12 protein-coding genes are annotated in these 17620 nt (G+C 68.9%); 2 read left to right on the top strand and 10 right to left on the bottom strand.

Annotated features, from left to right (window positions below; genetic code table 11):
- Positions 1 to 14: 14 nt before the first annotated feature.
- From DI276_RS28230 to DI276_RS28200, 7 genes are all read right to left on the bottom strand, one after another.
- Entirely contained in the window at positions 15 to 1160 is a 1146-nt protein-coding gene (locus DI276_RS28230; protein ID WP_112268801.1) for a glycosyltransferase, read from the bottom strand.
- A 21-nt stretch (positions 1161 to 1181) separates the two neighbouring features.
- Positions 1182 to 2261 carry a nucleotide disphospho-sugar-binding domain-containing protein gene (locus DI276_RS28225; protein WP_112268799.1) on the bottom strand — a complete coding sequence of 360 codons (1080 nt, stop codon included), beginning with the start codon at positions 2259 to 2261 and terminating at the stop codon, positions 1182 to 1184.
- 9 nt (positions 2262 to 2270) lie between these two features.
- Positions 2271 to 2792, bottom strand: coding sequence for a TetR family transcriptional regulator (locus DI276_RS28220; protein WP_112268797.1), 522 nt, complete (start codon positions 2790 to 2792; stop codon positions 2271 to 2273).
- 63 nt (positions 2793 to 2855) lie between these two features.
- On the bottom strand, positions 2856 to 3782 hold the full coding sequence (locus DI276_RS28215) for a hypothetical protein (protein WP_112268795.1): 927 nt from the start codon (positions 3780 to 3782) through the stop codon (positions 2856 to 2858).
- A 138-nt stretch (positions 3783 to 3920) separates the two neighbouring features.
- The gene (locus tag DI276_RS28210) at positions 3921 to 6668 is read right to left on the bottom strand and encodes an ATP-binding protein (protein ID WP_112268793.1); all 2748 of its coding nucleotides are present in this window, start codon (positions 6666 to 6668) and stop codon (positions 3921 to 3923) included.
- A gap of 86 nt (positions 6669 to 6754) precedes the next feature.
- Positions 6755 to 7681, bottom strand: a complete 927-nt coding sequence (locus tag DI276_RS28205) for an LCP family protein (RefSeq protein WP_112268792.1) — start codon at positions 7679 to 7681, stop codon at positions 6755 to 6757.
- Positions 7678 to 8184, bottom strand: coding sequence for a SigE family RNA polymerase sigma factor (locus tag DI276_RS28200; RefSeq protein ID WP_232836973.1), 507 nt, complete (start codon positions 8182 to 8184; stop codon positions 7678 to 7680). Before DI276_RS28200 ends, DI276_RS28205 begins: the two co-directional genes overlap by 4 nt.
- Before the next feature lie 163 nt (positions 8185 to 8347).
- Here DI276_RS28200 and DI276_RS28195 point away from each other — a divergent pair, with 163 nt between their 5' ends.
- Positions 8348 to 9958 (top strand): RICIN domain-containing protein, encoded by a 1611-nt coding sequence (locus DI276_RS28195; RefSeq protein WP_112268788.1) that lies wholly within the window; start codon positions 8348 to 8350, stop codon positions 9956 to 9958.
- Here the strand turns inward: DI276_RS28195 and DI276_RS28190 are convergent.
- From DI276_RS28190 to DI276_RS28180, 3 genes are read right to left on the bottom strand one after another with little or no spacing between them, the layout of a single operon-like run.
- The gene (locus tag DI276_RS28190) at positions 9955 to 10758 is read right to left on the bottom strand and encodes an SAM-dependent methyltransferase (protein WP_112268786.1); all 804 of its coding nucleotides are present in this window, start codon (positions 10756 to 10758) and stop codon (positions 9955 to 9957) included. The genes DI276_RS28195 and DI276_RS28190 overlap by 4 nt on opposite strands.
- Positions 10759 to 10816: 58 nt before the next feature.
- Positions 10817 to 11848 carry a tetratricopeptide repeat protein gene (locus DI276_RS28185; RefSeq protein ID WP_112268784.1) on the bottom strand — a complete coding sequence of 344 codons (1032 nt, stop codon included), beginning with the start codon at positions 11846 to 11848 and terminating at the stop codon, positions 10817 to 10819.
- A gap of 2 nt (positions 11849 to 11850) precedes the next feature.
- The gene (locus tag DI276_RS28180) at positions 11851 to 12321 is read right to left on the bottom strand and encodes an RNA polymerase sigma factor (protein WP_157985002.1); all 471 of its coding nucleotides are present in this window, start codon (positions 12319 to 12321) and stop codon (positions 11851 to 11853) included.
- Between the two features lie 445 nt (positions 12322 to 12766).
- Between DI276_RS28180 and DI276_RS28175 the strand changes: the two genes are divergently transcribed.
- Positions 12767 to 17575, top strand: coding sequence for an SdrD B-like domain-containing protein (locus DI276_RS28175; RefSeq protein WP_119724488.1), 4809 nt, complete (start codon positions 12767 to 12769; stop codon positions 17573 to 17575).
- Positions 17576 to 17620 lie beyond the last annotated feature (45 nt).

Below are 17620 nucleotides of genomic sequence, written 5' to 3'. Positions count from 1 at the left end.
GTTTTCCACGGGTTTCAGCCGGCGATCTCGACCAGTTCCGGCACGACCTCGTCCGGGTGCGGCATCGCGGCGATCTCCGCGGCGACGCCGGTCGCGGCGGCGTGCACCTCGTTGTCCTGCAAGAGCTTCCGGGCCACCTCGTGCACGGCGTCCGCGGTGAACTGCTCGCCGACGAGCTGTGCGCCGAGTCCTGCGGTCGCGACGATCTCGGCGTTGCGGAACTGGTCGGCGCCCTGCGGCACCACGAGTTGCGGCAGGCCGTTCCCCATCGCGGCCACCGTGGTGCCCGCGCCGCCGTGGTGCAGTACGAGATCTGCGTGCGCGAGCAGATCGGCCTGCGGCACCCACGGCAGCACGTGCACGTTGCCCGGCATGTCGCCCACAGCGGACGGGTCGACCTCGGGTCCGGTCGCGACCAGCACCTCGGCGTCCAGCCGGGACAGCCCGGCGGCCGCGGTCCGCAGCAGGTCGGGGTTGGCGAATGCGGTGCCGAACGTCAGGTACATCAGCGGCCGCTCGTGTTCGAGCACCCATGCGGGCAATTCACCTGGTTCGGCGAACGGAATGGGACGCATCGGAATCCGCTGCACGTCCGCGAGATACGCCAAATCCTGCATTGACGGCGGGAAGACGTCGAGATAGGGCGATCCGAGTCCGTAATGCTGCCCATCAGGCAATGTGATGCCGAGCTCCGTGATGTACTCCAGAAGGAGGTCGCTCATGGCCTCCGGGACGAGCGTGCCGTCCATCTTGCCGAAGCCGTGGCACACGGCAGGGATCCCGGCGCGCATGGCGGCGAGCCCGGCACCGGGGTTGATGATCTCGAAAACGACCAGGTCGGGCTTGTCCCGCTGCAGCACCGGTTCGAGATCGGCCAGGTAGGCCCTCGGCAGCACCGAGCCGAACGCGTCCACGGCGGTCTGCCGCAGCATCTCGCGCTTGAACGCCGGTGTGCCGTGCAGTTCGTTGGCCTGGCGGAACGCGTCCCAGATGCTCAGGCCGGCGTTGACGACGGTGAAACCCAACTTTTCCACGGTCGGGTGAAATCCTGGGTCGACGGCGTAGAGGACGTCGTGTCCCTGCTCGCGGGCGGCGATCGCGAGCGGGAGTAATGGGTACGTATGTCCGTGCGAGCCTAAGCTCGAGAAGAGAATGCGCACTCGCCCACGATAGGTGTTCTTTTATTTCCGCGGTGTGAGATCTTCCCACTTCGCCGCCACCTCGGACGGGGCCGGCATCGCGGCGATCTCGTCCCGCACCTCACCGGCCGCCCGCTGCAACCTGGCGTCCTCGATGAGCTGGGTGAGCAGCTGCGGGGTGACGTCGCGCGGGCTTGCTCTGAGCCCGGCGCCGCGTGCGGTGATCGCGTTCGCGTGCACCGTCCGATCGCCCGGTCCCGGCTCGACCAGCTGCGGCACACCGGCCGCGAGCGCGCCCAGCAGGGTTCCTGCGCCACCGTGGTGCACGATGCCGTCGCAGAACGGCAGCACGCGCGGGATCGGCACCCAGCCGACCGTCCTGACGTTGTCCGGCAAGCCTTCCGCACGTTCCGGCCGCACGAGCACGAACTCGGCGTCGACGTGCTCGGCGGCCTTGGCGACCGCCGCCATCATCCGGCCGGAACCAGGACCGGGTGCGGTGCTGCGGCTGACCAGGATGCGCGGCCGGCCGGCGGGTTCGGCGAGCCACTGCGGCACCTCGCCGTCACCGCTGTAGGCGACGAACCTCATCGGCTGCCCGGCGGGGAGCTCTTTCAGACTCTGCGGTGCGGTGCGCAGAACCGTTGCGGGAGACCGCACTTCGGCCTTCATCCGAGCGCCGACCGCTCTCGTCAGCTCGAGCCCGTCGAACACCGACACGTCGTGCACGATCGAGGGAACGCCGAGCGCCGATCCCGCGACGGCCAGCGGTTCGTGCACCACGACGTCCGGTTGCCAGTTCCTGGCAAGCCTTTGCAGGGGTTCCGTCATCGCGTCGCCGACCCGGCCGAACATCCGCGACACGAAGTCCAGCCGGCCGCTGCCCTGCATCTCCCTCTTCGCCACCAACGGATGCGTGAGCATGATGCGCAGCGCGATCGGTCCGAACCGGACGTTCGCGGGCACCACGTCCTCGACGTGCAGTCCGGAGTCGCGGACTCGGAGCGCCTCGCCGCCGGTCGCGACCACCACGTCGTGCCCGGCGTCGTGCAGGGCGTGCGCGAGCGGCATCAACGGGAAGACGTGACCCAGCAACGGTGCGGCAACCACGAGAACACGCATAAGACCAGGTTACGTCTCGATCAGCCGCCGCACGGCGTCCTCGACGGTCCGCCTCCGCCCCACGTGGTCCGAGCTGTGCGCCGGCGCGTCCGACCACATCCACGCGATCGCCAGCACCAGCCGCAGCACCTGTTCCGCCTCGAACCTGGCCGAGACGAGTCCTTGTCCTTGCGCCTCTCTGATGGCCTCGACGTCGGCCACCCGATCCACGCACCCCCGCCGCTCCAGCCACAGCCAGATCGAGAGCCGCGCGAACTCGGGGTGCTGGTGCTGCAGGTCGTACAACCGGCCCGCGTACCCCGGCAGGTCGGACGCGTCGAACTCCACCGCCGCAGCGTCCACCACCTCGGACTGCACGGCGTCGAACAGCTCGTCCTTGCCGCCGTAGTAGGTGTAGGCGAGACCGGCACTACACCCGGCGATCCTGGCGATGCGTTCCATCCGCGCGCCGGCGATTCCGTAAGCCGCGAACTCGACGGACGCGGCGTCCAACAACCGGCGGCGGGTCTGCTCCCGATCGCGGTTCCCCATGAAGGTCAGGCTATGGCGAAGGGCCGCACCCTTGAAGAGTGCGGCCCTTGACCGGAACTCGAACTACTTCGCCATGTCGAACCAGTTGAAGCCCTCGACCATCTGACGGGTCGTGTCGCTGACGTAGCGAGGGCCGGTGAGCTCCCAGCGCGTCACCCACTTGTAGGTGCCCGGCTCCATCGACTCGTCCTCTGCGGTGTTCTCGTCGTCCGCGACCGGCGTGTACTGCTGGAACGCACGCCTGGTCAGCGTGACGTCGAGCGCCTCGTAGTCGGACTGGGTGAGCAGGTAGTCGTCGGTCTTGTTGTGGTCCCACGCGCGGCCCGGGTCGGCCAGCTTCAGCTGGATGGTGTTGCCGCCGAACGAGCCGGTGGCGGACACGACCGTGACGATGTGGCCACCGCTGCGCTGCAACGCGTAGGCGCCGGGAGCGTCCTTGTAGCGGCCGTACACGAGCTGCAGCGGACCCTCGTTCAGCTTGCGGGCGAGCTCACCGGCGAAGTCCGGGTTCTCGAGCGTGCTGACGACACCCCGGGAGGTCTGCCAGCCGGCGTCACGGGCGGGCTGCGTGGCGATGTCCCACGCGGTGCGCAGGTTCGTCAGGCTGGTGCCGCCGTTGTACTTGGCGTCGAAGCCGATCTTCCCGATCGCGGCGGTGTTGAGGTCGTAGTCGCTCTGGTCCTGCGGGTCGATGTCACTGACCCGCGTGGGCCCCCAGCCGACCGGCGCGCCCTTCACGTGCCCCCAGTAGTGCAGGACGTTGTACAGCGACGCCGGGCCGCAGTGGGCGTTGCCGTTGTTCTGCAGGTTGACGCGGAACTGGTCCACATCGCTCACGCCGCACTTGCGGACGCTGAAGTCCGGGCCGACGAGGTCGGAGGCGGTCACGCACGGCGCCGGGGTGCCGATGAGGTCGGCGGAGGCCATCGGGGCGAACGCGGTGGCGAGGGTGGCGGTGGCGGCTGCGGCGATCAGAGCGTTGCGGATCATTTCGGTGTCCCCTTCGAGGTGCTTCCCTGTGGTGACACAAGATTCGCCGCAGCGGACTCCCAAAGGCATGAGGGGAGATCCCTCAACCCTCCAGCGGGAAAGTTGGGTGTATCAGGGGGACCCCCACGTCGCTCCGGATCAGGCGAGAACGCGGGCGAGGTCCCTGCGACCTGCGATTCCGAGCTTCGTGTAGATCCGGCCGAGGTGGTTCTCGACCGTCTTCGGCGTCACGAACAACTCCTGCGCGATCTCCCGGTTCGCCCGGCCCGCGGCGGCCAGATCAGCCACCCGCCGCTCGGACGCCGTCAGGCCTTCCGCCCCCAGCGCCACCTGCCTGCGCGGCCGGTCGCCCAGAGCTTCCAACGCCTCGACGGCCCGTGCGCGCAGCACCGCGGAGCCGCATTCGCTCGCCAGGTCGACCGCCCGGTGCAGGTGCTCCCGCGCGTCCGACCGCCGACGTGCCACCCGCAGCGTCTCGCCCAGGTCGACCAGCGAGCGGGCCAGCTCCAGCCGGGACGGTGAGGCTTCCAGCGTGGTCACGGACTCGGTCAGCAGCTCCAGCCGCGAGTCGGCGGCGGCGTGCGCGAGCAGGCGCAGAGCCGCGCCGACCTCGGTCGCGGCACCCCACTTCCGCGCGACGCCCAGCTGTTCGGAGGCCAGTTCCGCGGCCGGTTCGCCGAGCTGCAGCAACGCGCGCACGGCGACCCCGCGCCACGGGATCGTCGGCGGATCCACCTGCACCGCTGCCATCGCGTCCCGTTGCCGGTACGCCTCGTCGAGGGCACGCGCCGCGTCGTTGCGAGCCAGTGCGATCAGGCCACGCACCTCGTGCAGCCAGATCGTGGGCATCATCGGCGGTGCACCAGAAGCGTCGAACGCGTCCATCACGGACTGGGCCGCGTCGACGTCACCGCGTTCGAGCGCCGCGTAGGCCGCGAAGTGCGTCGAGGTGGCCCTGAGCCCGACCACCTGGGAGACCGGGTCCTCCTGCGCGATGGCCGCGAGCGCGCCCTCCGCCTCGGCCTCGACGACCTGCATGTTGCCGCAGCGCCAGTTCAGGAACTGCGAGGCGTTGGTGACCATCGCGAACTCGACCGGTGACCCGTGCGCCCGCACCTTCAGCCGTGCCCGCTCGATCTCGCGCCGTGCGACGTCCACGCCGTCCGCGGCCATCAGCGCGAGCAACGCCACGAGCCACGCCACCATCGCGTCGGTGCTGCCCGTCGCGTCGTCGAAGTACGCGCCGTTGGCCAACGCACGCGTCGCCGTCGCCGCCACCTCGTCGTGCGGCCACACCTCGTAGCGCCCCATCTGCGCGAGCAGACCGAGCAACGTGCGTTCGTCCGGCGTGCCGCCCGCGAGGGTCGCATAGTCGCTGAGGTGGGCCGACGCGGTCTGCCGTTGGTCCGGCAGGAACGACCGGAACACCGCCAGCCGTGCCTCCAGGTGCAACCGCGACTCACCGTCGGGCCGCGCCGCGATGGCCTCGGTCAGCTCGTCGATCGCGGCTGCCGGGCCGTGCAGCACGGCGGTCGCCGAAGCCGCTGCCGCCACCAGTTCCGCGTCCGGCAGTCCGGCCGCCGCGGCCTTCAGGTGGTGGTGCGCCTTCACCGCGTCGCCGGTCCGCAGCAACGCCCGGCCCAGCTCGGCTCTCAGCGCGGCGTCCTTCGGTCGTTCGCTCACGGCTCGGTGCAGGTGCGCGGCAGCAGTCCGCGGATCACCGGCGGCCATGAGTTGCGAGGCGGCCTTGCGCAACACGTCGGCTGCGTTCGGGAGCGTCCCTTTAGGAGCGTGGATGAGGTGCGCCGCGACCCGGTCCGCCGGCGCGTGGGCCTCCCACAACGCCGTCGCAGCGCGCGCGTGCAGTGAGGCGCGCGCGATCGGGCCGAGACCGGTCAACACCGCCTCGCGCACCACGGGATGCACGTACTCCAGGTGCTCCCCGGTGACGATCACGTTCGCGGCGACCAGCGCCTCGACCGCGGCGGGGAGGTCCTCGACGTCCGCGAGTGCCGCCGCCTGCCACGGATCGGCGTGCGACCCGAGCACGGCGACGGCACCCGCGAGCGCCACGGCGTCTGCGGGCAACCGGCCGAGCGTGGCCCGGAAGACCGTGCTCGGCCCGAGCCCGCCGATCTTCGCCGCCGTGGCGGCGTCGTCCAGCGGCAGCCCGAGCGCGGCCAGCTCGTCGACCAGCACCCCGGACAGGAACGGGTTCCCGCCGCTGGCCGCGTGCAGTGCCTTGATCACCTCGGCGTGGCCGCCGACCAGCTCCCCGAGGGCGTTCGTGGTGAGCGGGCGGGGCAGCAGCCGGTCCGCCGACACGCTGAGCGCCGCGAGCGGCCCGAAGTTGTCCGCGGGCGGCCTGGTCGCGACGACCAGCGCGATCGGCAGGTCCGCGATCCGGCGCGACAGGTAGACCAGGAACTGCAGCGACGACAGGTCGGCCCAGTGCGCGTCGTCGACCGTGATCAGCAGCGGGCGGGTGGACGAGAGGTCGACCGCGACCCACCACAACGAGTGCAACGTGCGGGCCAGCTCGGCCTCGCTCGGGTCGAGCGCCGCGTCGTCCAGCGCCTTCAGCGCCGCACCGGACGGCCCGGCCAGGATCTTCTCCCGGATCTCGCCCGAGTACCGCGACACCGACCGCTCGACCATCTGCCGGACGACGCCCCACGCCATGGCGCTCTCCAGGGCGTCACCGACAGCCTGGAGTCGCCCGAAACCGCGCTCTTTGGCCAGCTCGCGGCACTCGTGCACGAGCCTGGTCTTGCCGATGCCCGCACGGCCCTCGATGACGACGACGCGACCCTCACCACGGGTGGCTGCGTCGAGAGCTTCACGGATGTGCGCGATCTCGGAGTCTCGTTCAAGTGGTTCGCGCACGAATTGATCGTAGCGGCCATTCGGCGGGCTACATGCTGGTCATCGACACCGCATCCGGGCGACTTGATGCTCCATTGGTGTGAACATCAGTTCACGCATCCGCTCTGGGTCGCTTCGCCGCCGCCGAACTGCTTCTCGACGAACTGCTTCGCCTGCGCCGGATCCGGTGCGAACCCGAACACGCTGGCGCGGGTGATCATCTCGCCGACCGGCAACGTCGCCGTCTTGATCTTCACCGGCCCCTGGAACCGCGAGGCGAACGCCAGCACGTCCCAGCCCTCGTCGACCTCGATCGACCCGCCGATCACGCGGGCGAGGGCCGGCGCGTTGTCCTTGGTGATCTTCGCCGCGAGCCCGGCCAGGAACGCCTGGTGCCGCTTGGTCCGGTCCAGGTCGCCGTTCAGCAGGCCGTGCCGCTGCCGCAGGAACGCGAGCGCCTGGTCGCCCGCGAGCGTCTGTCGGCCGGCTGGCAGGTCGACGCCGCTGTACGGCTCCTTCATCGCCTTGTTCAGGCACACCTCGACCCCGCCCACGGCAGTGGCGATCTTGCCGAACTCGGACATCTTGACGGCGGCGAAGTGGTCGACCGGCGCGCCGGTCAGGTGCTGGATCTCGTTGGTCAGCATGCGTGGACCCCCGAGGTACAGGCTGTTGATCTTGTCGGCGCTCGACTCCGCGAAGATGTCCCGCGGCAACGAGATGACCGAGGCCGATCCGTCGGGTTCGAAGCGCGCGAACACCAGCGCGTCGGCGTGGTTGGCATCGTCGGTGCCGATGAGCAGCACGTTCTCCGCTTTGGGAGGTTGCAGCTCCGCCGGCGAGGCGTCGGTCTTCTTGGCCGCCGTCGGGATGATGACGGCCGCGGCGGCAGCGGCCACGGTCAGCGTCGCGACGCCGATGATCAGGCCGAACGGCTTGCGGGCCTTGCGCTTGTGCAGTTCCGCCAGCACGGTCCGGGAGTCGACGCGCTCCTCGGCCTCTGCGGCGATGGCCGAGCGGATCAGGTCGTTCATGAGTGCACCCCCAGGGTGGCGGACCGGGCGAGTTCGTGGGCGCGCAACGTCTGCAGTGCGCGAGAGAGTTGGCTGCGCACGGTGGATTCCGCGCAGCCGAGCACCTGTGCGATCTCCGCGTCGGAGCAGTCTTCGTAGAACCGCATCACCAACGCCGCACGTTGCTTGCGCGGCAACACGGCGATCCGCGCGCGCATGGCCTCCCGTTCGGCGTGCGCATCGGCCGGATCAGCCATCGACGGCACGTGCTTGGCGAGCTCGCTGCGTTCCACCGCGATCTCCCGTGCGGCCTTGCGGTGCCGCCACGACAGGTAGTCGTTGGTCACCATGCGCTTCACGTAGAGATAGGGGGCGTCCATCGCTCCGATGCGCTCCCACTTGTTCTGCGCGCGCATGAGCACGTTCTGCACGATGTCCTGCGCCAGGTGTTTGTCGCAGGTGATCGCGGTGGCATACCCGAGCAGCCGGTCCAGCCGCTCGGCGACGAACTGGTCGAACCCCACGCCGCCCCCTTCGTTGTCGGTGGTCTCTTGCGGCCTGGGAAACCCCCTAGCTGCCGTCGTCCGCTGCATCACGTTTTGTGGTCCGGACCACAGATGTCTCGGTTCGGACGGATTTCGGTGTGAAGTCTTTTCACGTTCACGTCCGTGGACAAGCCTGCACCCCATGCGCATCATCCCTGCACTCGCGCTGTTGTCGCTGCTGCTCGTCCCCGTCGACGCTGTCGCGGCACCCAACGGCTCGTACTACCTGCAAAGCGCCGTGACCGGCCAGAACGCGGCCGTGTCCGGCTCATCCGTGGTCCAGCACCGCCCCAAGGGCAACGAGGACCGCCAGCAGTTCACCTGGAACGGCAGCACGCTCGCCGAGGGCGGCCAGTGCCTCGGCCGCTCCGGCGACACTGCCCAGATGGTCAGCTGCACCAGCACGGACGCGAAGTGGACCGCGGTGCTGGACGACCAGGACCGCTACCGCTTCAAGGACCCCGGCGCCGACCGCTACCTGATCGCGTCCGGCACCGACCAGATCCGCGTCGGCACCGGCACCGACACGTGGTTCCTGACCCCGGTCACCCCGGTCCGCTACCAGCCGCCGAGCGACCCGCGCCTGGACGAGATGACGTTCCTGAGCTCCCACAACGCCTATGCGAACGGCGTCGACGGCGGCTTCACCTTCGGCAACATCGCGCCGAACCAGTCCCGCGGCATCGTGCAGCAGCTCAACGACGGCGTCCGCGGCTTCATGCTCGACATCCACCAGACCTCCGACGGCGCGATCCTCTGCCACAACAGCTGCACCTTCGTCAGCAACCCGGTCGCGCTGAACGTCGACATCAAGCGCATCGTCGACTTCCTGAAGGCACGCCCCACCGAAATCGTCACGGTGTTCCTCGAGGACTACGTCTCTGCCGACGTGCTGCGCGCCGAGTTCGCGAAGGTCCCCGGCCTGAACGACGTGTTGTTCCGCGCCGAGGGCGTACGCGAACACGGCTGGCCCACGTTGTCCCAGATGAGGGCCGGCGGCAAGCGTTTGCTCATCTTCACCGACCACAGCCCGGACGGCCGCGAGAACTCCGGCGTCCTCTACCAGCGCGACTGGACCGTCGAGAACTACTGGTCGATGGGCTCGGGCACCGGCACGTCCGACTGGTCCTGCTACAGCCGCTGGAGCAAGCCGCTCACCGCGACGGAACCCAACTTCCGCCCGCTCTTCGTGATGAACCACTTCCGCGACGTCCCAGTGCAGGGCACCGTCTCGACCGACAACTCGAAGGCCGCAGACCGCGCCCGCCGCTTCTGCGAGCCCGCCGCCCGCAAGACCGCCAACTACCTGGCCGTCGACTTCTACCACCTGAACACCCCGGCCCTGCCGACCGAACGCCACCCGTCCGGCGCCGGTTCCGTTGAGCTCAAAGCGGCCCCGACCCTGTGCCTGGACAACAACGCCGGCGGCACCGTCAACGGCAACCCGGTGCAGATCTGGACGTGCAACAACTCCTACGCCCAGAAGTGGCGCGTCATCGCCGACGGCACCATCGCGATTTCCGGCAAGTGCCTCGACGTGAACGGCAGCGGCACCACCAACGGCACCACCGTGCAGCTGTGGGAGTGCAACGGCACCGGCGCGCAGCAGTGGCGCGTGCGGTCCGACGGCACGGTGCAGAACCCGCAGTCGGGGCTGTGCCTGGACAACCCCGGTGCGTCGACGACTCCCGGCACGCGCCTGAACATCTGGACGTGCAGCGGTTCCGCAGCCCAGGTGTGGAAGTTCCGCTAGGCCTTGCGGGCGACGCCCACGTAGACGTCCTCCGGGCCACCTTCTCCGGCCGGGCCGAGTTCCGGGTGCCACGACGGCGCCGGCACGACGCCCGGCTGGAGCACCTCCATGCCCGCGAACATCGGCTCGAACGCGGACAGGGAACGGAAGTACATCGGGTCGCGGCTGTGCTTCATGGCCTCGACGACCGCGCCCATCTCGTTCGGCTTGAAGTCGGCGGTCAGGTGTGAGAGCGCGACCAGGCTGCCGGACGGCATGGCGTCGCGGTAGCGGGCGACGATCTCGGCGGGGCCCTTCTCGTCCGACACGAAGTGCAGCACGGCGACCATGAGCAGGCCGACGGGCTTGGAGAAGTCGATCAGGTCCTTCACGACCGGGTCGGAGAGGACGTCGTCCGGCCTGCACATGTCCGCCTGGACGACGCCCGCGTTGGCGTTGCCCTCCAGGATGAGCTGGCTGTGCGAGACCGCGACCTCGTCGTAGTCCACGTAGACCACGCGGGCGTCGGGGTTTTCGGCCTGCACGATCTCGTGGACGTTGCCGACCGTCGGGATGCCGGAGCCGAGGTCGAGGAACTGGTCGATGCCCTGCTCCATCATCAGCAGGACGGCGCGGCGCATGAACGAGCGGTTCGAGGACGCGATGGCGCGGCCGTCGCGCAGCACCTGCAGCACCTTCTCGCCGACCATGCGGTCCGAGGCGAAGTTGTGGCCACCTCCCAACAGGAAGTCGTAGACGCGTGCCGCGCTGGGCACGTCCGTGTTGATTCCTGCGGGCACCCACGAGAAAGGCTCGGCCATGGCGCAGAACCTACCTGTTTGCGCGCACGCGTGTATCGGCCCGGATCGGATGAACACGTCAACTACAGCGTGCGAAACGGGCCGAAATCTGCTCCACCAGCACGGATGCGCCGGCGGCCCTGGCTTCCCGATCCAGCCACCGCAGTTGGTCGTCGGCACGCGCTGACCGCAGGTTCGTCGCTGCTGCCACGGCTTTCGAGGCGAGCTCGGTGGCTGTGGCCGTCTCGCCGAGCGCGAGATGGTTGCGGGCCAGTGCCGTCAACGTCAGCACGTGGGAACGGACGCGTTCTGCGCCATATGTCTTGGTTGTGAGTGATGTGATCGCTTGCCGAGGATCGCTCAGCTCTTGCCGGTCGGCCCACGAGTTGTGCGCCGCCACGAACCCGAGCTGGAACGCCTTCAACGCGTCGTCGGGTGCGTTGTGGTGCAGGAACATCCGGCCCGCGCGGGTCAGCACCGAGGCGATCAGTGCCTCGTTCTCCGCCTGCCTCGCCAACGTCAGCGCGCGCGAGAAGTGCGGCAGGGCAACACCCGGCATGCCGCTGTCGAACGCGGTCCACCCCGCCAGTTCGTGCACCTCCGCGACCGCCGTCCACATCGGCGCATCGCCGACCACGATGAACGGCTCGACCTGCTCCAGGTGCGCCAACACCGAGGCGTGGCAGACGATTCCGCCGTACCGCCGGTCCAACGCCCGCAACGCCGACGTCCGCGCCCGCACGTCAGCCGGGTCGAGCGAGCCGACCGGCACCGCGCCGGGCAACCAGTCGAACGTCGGCGCACCAACGGAGATCCGGGCCGCGTGTTCCAAAAAACCCTGCCGCGCAGCGACATCCGTCTGCACCAGCGACGAGTCGAACCCGTCGGCCAGCGCAACCTCGTACCAGCGCTGAGCTTCGGCGTCCTCGCCGAGCAGGAACAGCACCTGGGCGGCCCGCACGGCCGCGTCTCCCAGCCGCTGGTCGGCGGCGACGCGGAAGTGCGCGGCGGCCTCACGCAGGTTCCCGGCCCGTTCCGCGGCCTCGCCCGCCCGGTAGAGCCGCTCGACCGCCTCGTCCAGCTCGAACTCGCGCAGCAGCCGCTCAGTCATCTTCAACCTCCGAGAATCCGCCGCAGCTCGGCCCTGCCGCGGGTGAGATGCGTCCGCACGGTCGACTCGCTGACCACCAGCACCGAGGCGATCTCGCTGACCGGGTAGCCGAGCAGGTGGTGCAACGCCACGACCTCGCGGTGCCTGGGCGAGAGCTCGCGCAACGCCGAGTGCACCGCCTCGACCTCGGGAACCTGCTCGACCACGTCCACGACGGCGACCAGCGGTGTTTCGTACTGGTTCCGCTGCTGCCACCGCCGCATCAGCCTGATCGCGACCTTCAGCACCCACGCCTCGGGCTTGTCGTACGCGCGGATGTCGTGCCAACGGTGCCGTGCGATCACCAACGCGTCCTGCGCGATGTCCTCGACGGCGCGGGTGTCGCCGGTCAGCGCCGTCAGCGTCCTGGTCACCACGGGCAGGCAGGTGCGGAAGAACTCCGCGAAGCCCTGATCCGGCTCCGGTGTGCTCAACGGCCTTCCCTTCAGCGTCCACTCGGGTCGTTCACCGCCCGCAGGCGACCTTCACCGGTTACAGGCGCTGAAGCCAGGAAAGGCTGAGTCCGACGTGCATGTTCACCCGTTCAGCCTCATCGGCCGTGTGGTCAAGCTGTGACATCCACACACACGAATGACCCGGTCGAGCGAACCTCCCATGTGGACAGTTGCCCGCTGCAATGGTCGGCTCTAAACCCGATTCATCAAAGGTGGAATCTGATTCACCTGAAGCGGGAACGGCGTTTCACGGAACGCAGCCCGAAAGCGACATCAAGCGGCCAACCTCGCGAGTCAAATTCACCAGAAAGTGCGACAAGCGAGTGCGTGTAAGTGGCAGAAAACGCGCGGACCTGGGCAAACAATGGCACTTTCCAGGTTCCGCAGTGTGTTCCCCCGACCCCTGCTGCCTAGGAGCGATTCCGTGAAACGTCCGCTCGCCGCGTTGACGGCCGCATTGCTGGCCGCCTCGTTCGCCGTGGTGATACCGCCGGCCCACGCCGGTCCAGGTGACGGCACGCTGACCGTCAAGGTCGTCCGTGACGTCAACGGCAACGGCAACTACGACGCCGCCGTCGAAGTGGGCGTGCAGGGTGCTTCTGTGCTCGTCACCGACCCCAAGGGCGCGACCGCGACCGGCACGACCGACGCGACCGGCAGCGTCACCGTCGGCCTCGGCCCGGTGAGCGGCGGCAAGTACCGCGTGCAGGTGAACCCGCCGGCGGGCAGCGTGCTGCAGCCGGCACCTGCGGGCGGCACGCTGGAGAGCAACACGGCGTTCGTCGACGTGACGGGTGGCAAGGCCGCCACCGTCACCACGGGTCTGTGGAACCCGGCCGACTACTGCCAGTCGAGCCCGGCGCTCGTCACCGCCTGCCAGAGGGCGACTCGCAAGCAGGACGGCAGCAGCAACGTCGTCGCCTCCGCGCGGTCGTTGGTGACCTTCCCGTTCACCGCGCGTGGTACGGGCGCCGCTCCGGCGCAGATCGCGAACCAGGGCACCACCGGCTCGGTGTACGGCATCGCGTACCGCAAGCAGGACAAGCGGATCTTCTCCGGCGCGTTCGCGAAGCGGCTCACCGACTACGGCAGCGGCAACGCCGGTGGTATCTACGTCACGCCCTCCGCCGGCGGTGCGACGACCCTCTTCGCCACCGTGCCCGGCGCGGGCACGACCAAGCACAACCACGCGAACAACTTCGACGGCGGCTTCGCCAACGTGGTCGGCAAGGAGGCGCTGGGCGACATCGACATCTCCGAGGACGGCAGCGAGCTCTACGTCGTGAACCTCGGCGACAAGAAGCTCTACGTCTACGACGCCACGGCGGCGACGGCGAGCGCGCCGAAGGCCTCCTACGCGATCCCGTCGCCGTGCCCCAACGCGAACGACTGGCGGCCGGGCGCCCTTGGCGTCCGCGACGGCCTGGTCTACGTGGGTGGTGTCTGCTCGGGGGAGACGACCCAGAACGCCGCCGACATGCGAGCCGTGGTCCGGCCTTTCACCGCAGGCGCGTTCGGCGCGCCGGTGGTGAGCCAGCCGCTGAACTTCAAGCGGGGCACCGTCCTGTGGCAGGGCACCAACACCGACCGCTGGCTGCCCTGGAAGACCACCTACACGCAGCCGACCCCGACCGGCGGCCTCGTGGAGCACCCGGAGCCGCTGCTCACCGACGTCGGTGTCGAGGCGAACGGTGACCTCGTGCTGGCGTTCCGCGACCGCTTCGGCGATCAGGGTGGCAAGAGCCTGTCTCCTGCCGACGGGTCGGCAGGACAGTGGGACACCGTCAGCGGTGGTGACCTCAACCGGGCCTGCCGCCAGGCGGACGGCAGCTATGTCTGGGAAGGGACCTCCACCTGCCCGAACAACAACACCGCAGCCAACAACGGCGGCGGTGAGGCCGGTGACGTGGTCGAGTACTACCCCGGTGAGTACTACAAGGACGCCAATGGCGCTCCGCACAACGAGACCGCGCAGGGAGCGCTCGTCGTCGTGTATGGCGAGAGCCGGATGCCTTCGACGGTCATGGACCCCACGGCACTGAACACCGGCGGTGCCGGTTGGTTCGACCGGGCCAAGGGCACCATGGCAGCCGACGGCTTTCCGAACGCCTACCAGATCAGCGACGTCAACACCGAGGGCTGGGGCAAGGCCAACGGCCTGGGTGACCTGGAAGCGCTGTGCGACCTGGCACCGGTCCAGCTCGGCAACCGCGTCTGGTTCGACACCGACGGTGACGGCGTGCAGGACGGTGACGAGCCTCCGGTACCGGGTGTCAAGGTGACCGCGACGCCGTGCGCCGGTGGCGCGCCGCTCGGAACCAAGGTCACGAACGCCAAGGGCGAGTACTACTTCGGCGCGGCCGACGGCCTGAAGCCGGAAACCTGCTACAACCTGACGTTCGACCGCAGTGCGGTGAACGCGGGCGGACTGCCGAACGCGCCGGCCGCGGCGAACCTCAAGTGGACGACCAAGGAGGCCGGGCCGGACCGCGCCATTGACTCCAATGTGGACTCCGACGGCAAGGCACAGGTGACCACGGGCAAGTCCGGTACCGCCGATCACACGATCGACGCGGGCATCAACGCCAAGGTCACCAACAAGCTCGGCGACCTGGTCTGGGTCGACACCAACCGCAACGGCCTGCAGGACGCCGACGAGCCGGGCGTTCCCGGTGTCACCGTGTCGTTGAAGGACGGCACGGGCGTGCCGGTGGGCCAGTCGAAGCCGACCGGTGCCGACGGCAAGTACCTGTTCGACAACCTGGCCGACGGCACCTACCAGGTGTGCTTCGACATCGGCACGGCACCGGCCGAGTACGCGGGCTACCTGCTGACGAAGCCGAACGCCGGCGACGATCTGAAGGACTCCGACGCCGATCCGACGTCGAAGTGCTCGCACACCACCACTGTCGGCCCGCAGAAGCGTGAGGACCTCACGCTCGACGCCGGCATCAGGCCGCCGAACAAGCTCGGCGACCACGTGTGGATCGACGCGAACAAGAACGGTCTCCAGGACGACGGCGAGAAGCCGGTGCCCGGTGTGACCGTGAAGGTGGGCGACAAGACGACGACCACCAACGAGCAGGGCCGCTACGAGTTCCCGGATCTGCCGGACGGCAAGTACGTCGTGTGCTTCGGCCCGATGCCGGACGCGGTCAAGGACTACGTGCCGACGACGCCGAACGCTGGTTCGGACGACGCTCGCGACTCCGACGCCGACCCCGCAACGGGTTGTGCGCCTGAGGTCGAGCTGAACGTCGACAAGCCGGAAGACCTGACCATCGACCTCGGTCTGGTCCCGCCGGTGAACCGTCTCGGCGACCACGTGTGGATCGACGTCAACAAGGACGGTCTGCAGGACGCCACGGACATCCCGCTCGAGGGTGTCAAGGCGACGTTGAGCAACGGTGCGACCACGACGACCAACGCCGAGGGCAAGTACCTCTTCGACAACCTGGCCGACGGCACCTACAAGGTCTGCTTCGACGTGGCGAACCTTCCTGCCGCGGTGAAGGACTACAAGGTCACCACGGCTGACACGGGCTCCGACGACGCGAAGGACTCTGACGCGGGTGCCGACGGTTGCACGGCGGAAACCACGCTGGGCACGGGGAAGCGCGCTGACCTGACGCTCGACATGGGTCTGGTCTCGCCGCCGAACAAGCTCGGCGACCTGGTTTGGCGTGACGACAACAAGAACGGCATCCAGGACGACGGCGAACCCGGCGTGCCGAACGTGCCGGTCAAGCTGTCGACGGGTCAGTCCACGACGACGGGGCCGGACGGGAAGTACTCGTTCGACAACCTGCCGGACGGCAAGTACACGGTGTGCTTCGGTCCGATGCCGGATGCGGTGAAGGACTTCCAGTTCACCACGCCGAATGCCGGCGCGGACGATGCCGAGGACTCGGACGCCGACCCGGACAAGGGCTGCACCCCCGAGGTGGAGCTCGGTGTCGGCAAGCGCGAGAACCTGACGCTGGACGCCGGCATCCACCCGCCGGCCAACGGTGTCGGCGACTTCGTGTGGATCGACGCCAACAAGAACGGCCTGCAGGACGTCGGCGAGAAGCCCGTCGAGGGTGTCACCGCCGTGCTGAAGGACGCTCAGGGCAAGGAACTCGGCACGAAGAAGACGAGTCCGGACGGCAAGTACTACTTCACCGACGGTCTGCCGGACGGCACGTACCAGGTGTGCTTCGACATCAAGAACCTGCCTGCCGCGGTGGCGGACTACGCGCTCACCAAGAACAACGCAGGGGACGACACGAAGGACTCCGATGCCGACCCGACGACCGGGTGCACGTTGACCACCACGGTCGGCGTGGGCAAGCGCCGGGACTACACGCTCGACGCGGGTCTGGTCGCACCGCCGAACAAGATCGGCGACCTGGTGTGGTCCGACACCAACCGCAACGGCGTGCAGGATCCGGGCGAGCCCGGCGTGCCCGGCGTGACCGTCAAGCTGGTGGACAAGGACGGCAAGCCGGTCGGCGAGCCGGTGAAGACGGATCCCAAGGGCAAGTACGAGTTCCCGAACGTCCCGGACGGCACCTACAAGGTCTGCTTCGAGATGGGTGCTCTGCCCGGTGCCTACGCCGGATACCTCGCGACGAAGCCGAACGTGGGCGACGACGGGAAGGACTCCGATGTCGAGCCGGCCAGTGGTTGCACGCCACCGGTGACCGTGGGCGTGGGCAAGAGGGAGAACCTGACCCTCGACCTCGGCCTCGTCTCACCGACCAACCGAGTTGGTGACTTCGTCTGGTACGACAACAACTCCAACGGCGTGCAGGACGCCGGTGAACCCGGTGCGCCGGACCTTCCGGTGTTCCTGCAGGACGGCACCGGCAAGCCGGTGGCGCAGAGCAAGACCGACTCCGACGGCAGGTACCTGTTCACCGACCTGCCGGACGGCGAGTACGAGGTCTGCTTCAACGCCGATCCGCAAACCGGTCTGGTGGCTGGTCGCACGTTGACCAAGCCGCACGTCGGTGACGTCGGGCCAATGTCTGATCTGCACGACTCGGACGCCGACCCGGCGACCGGGTGCACCCACGTCGTCAAGCTGGGCAAGGACAAGCGGGTGGACCTGACGCTCGACGCCGGTCTGCTGCCCAAGCCGTCGCTCGCCGCCACGGGCGCTGCGGTCTGGGGCCTGCTCGGGTCCGGTCTGGCCCTGCTGATCGCCGGTGCCTTCGTCACGCTGATGGCACGTCGACGCAAGTCCTGATGTGAGCGCACCTGCCCCCGGACTTCGCCTCCGGGGGCAGGTGCC

This window comes from Lentzea terrae (assembly GCF_003265345.1).
Lineage (GTDB): Bacteria > Actinomycetota > Actinomycetes > Mycobacteriales > Pseudonocardiaceae > Lentzea > Lentzea terrae.
The sequence above is the reverse complement of the archived record's forward strand: the minus strand, read 5'-3'. Positions and strand labels throughout refer to the sequence as shown.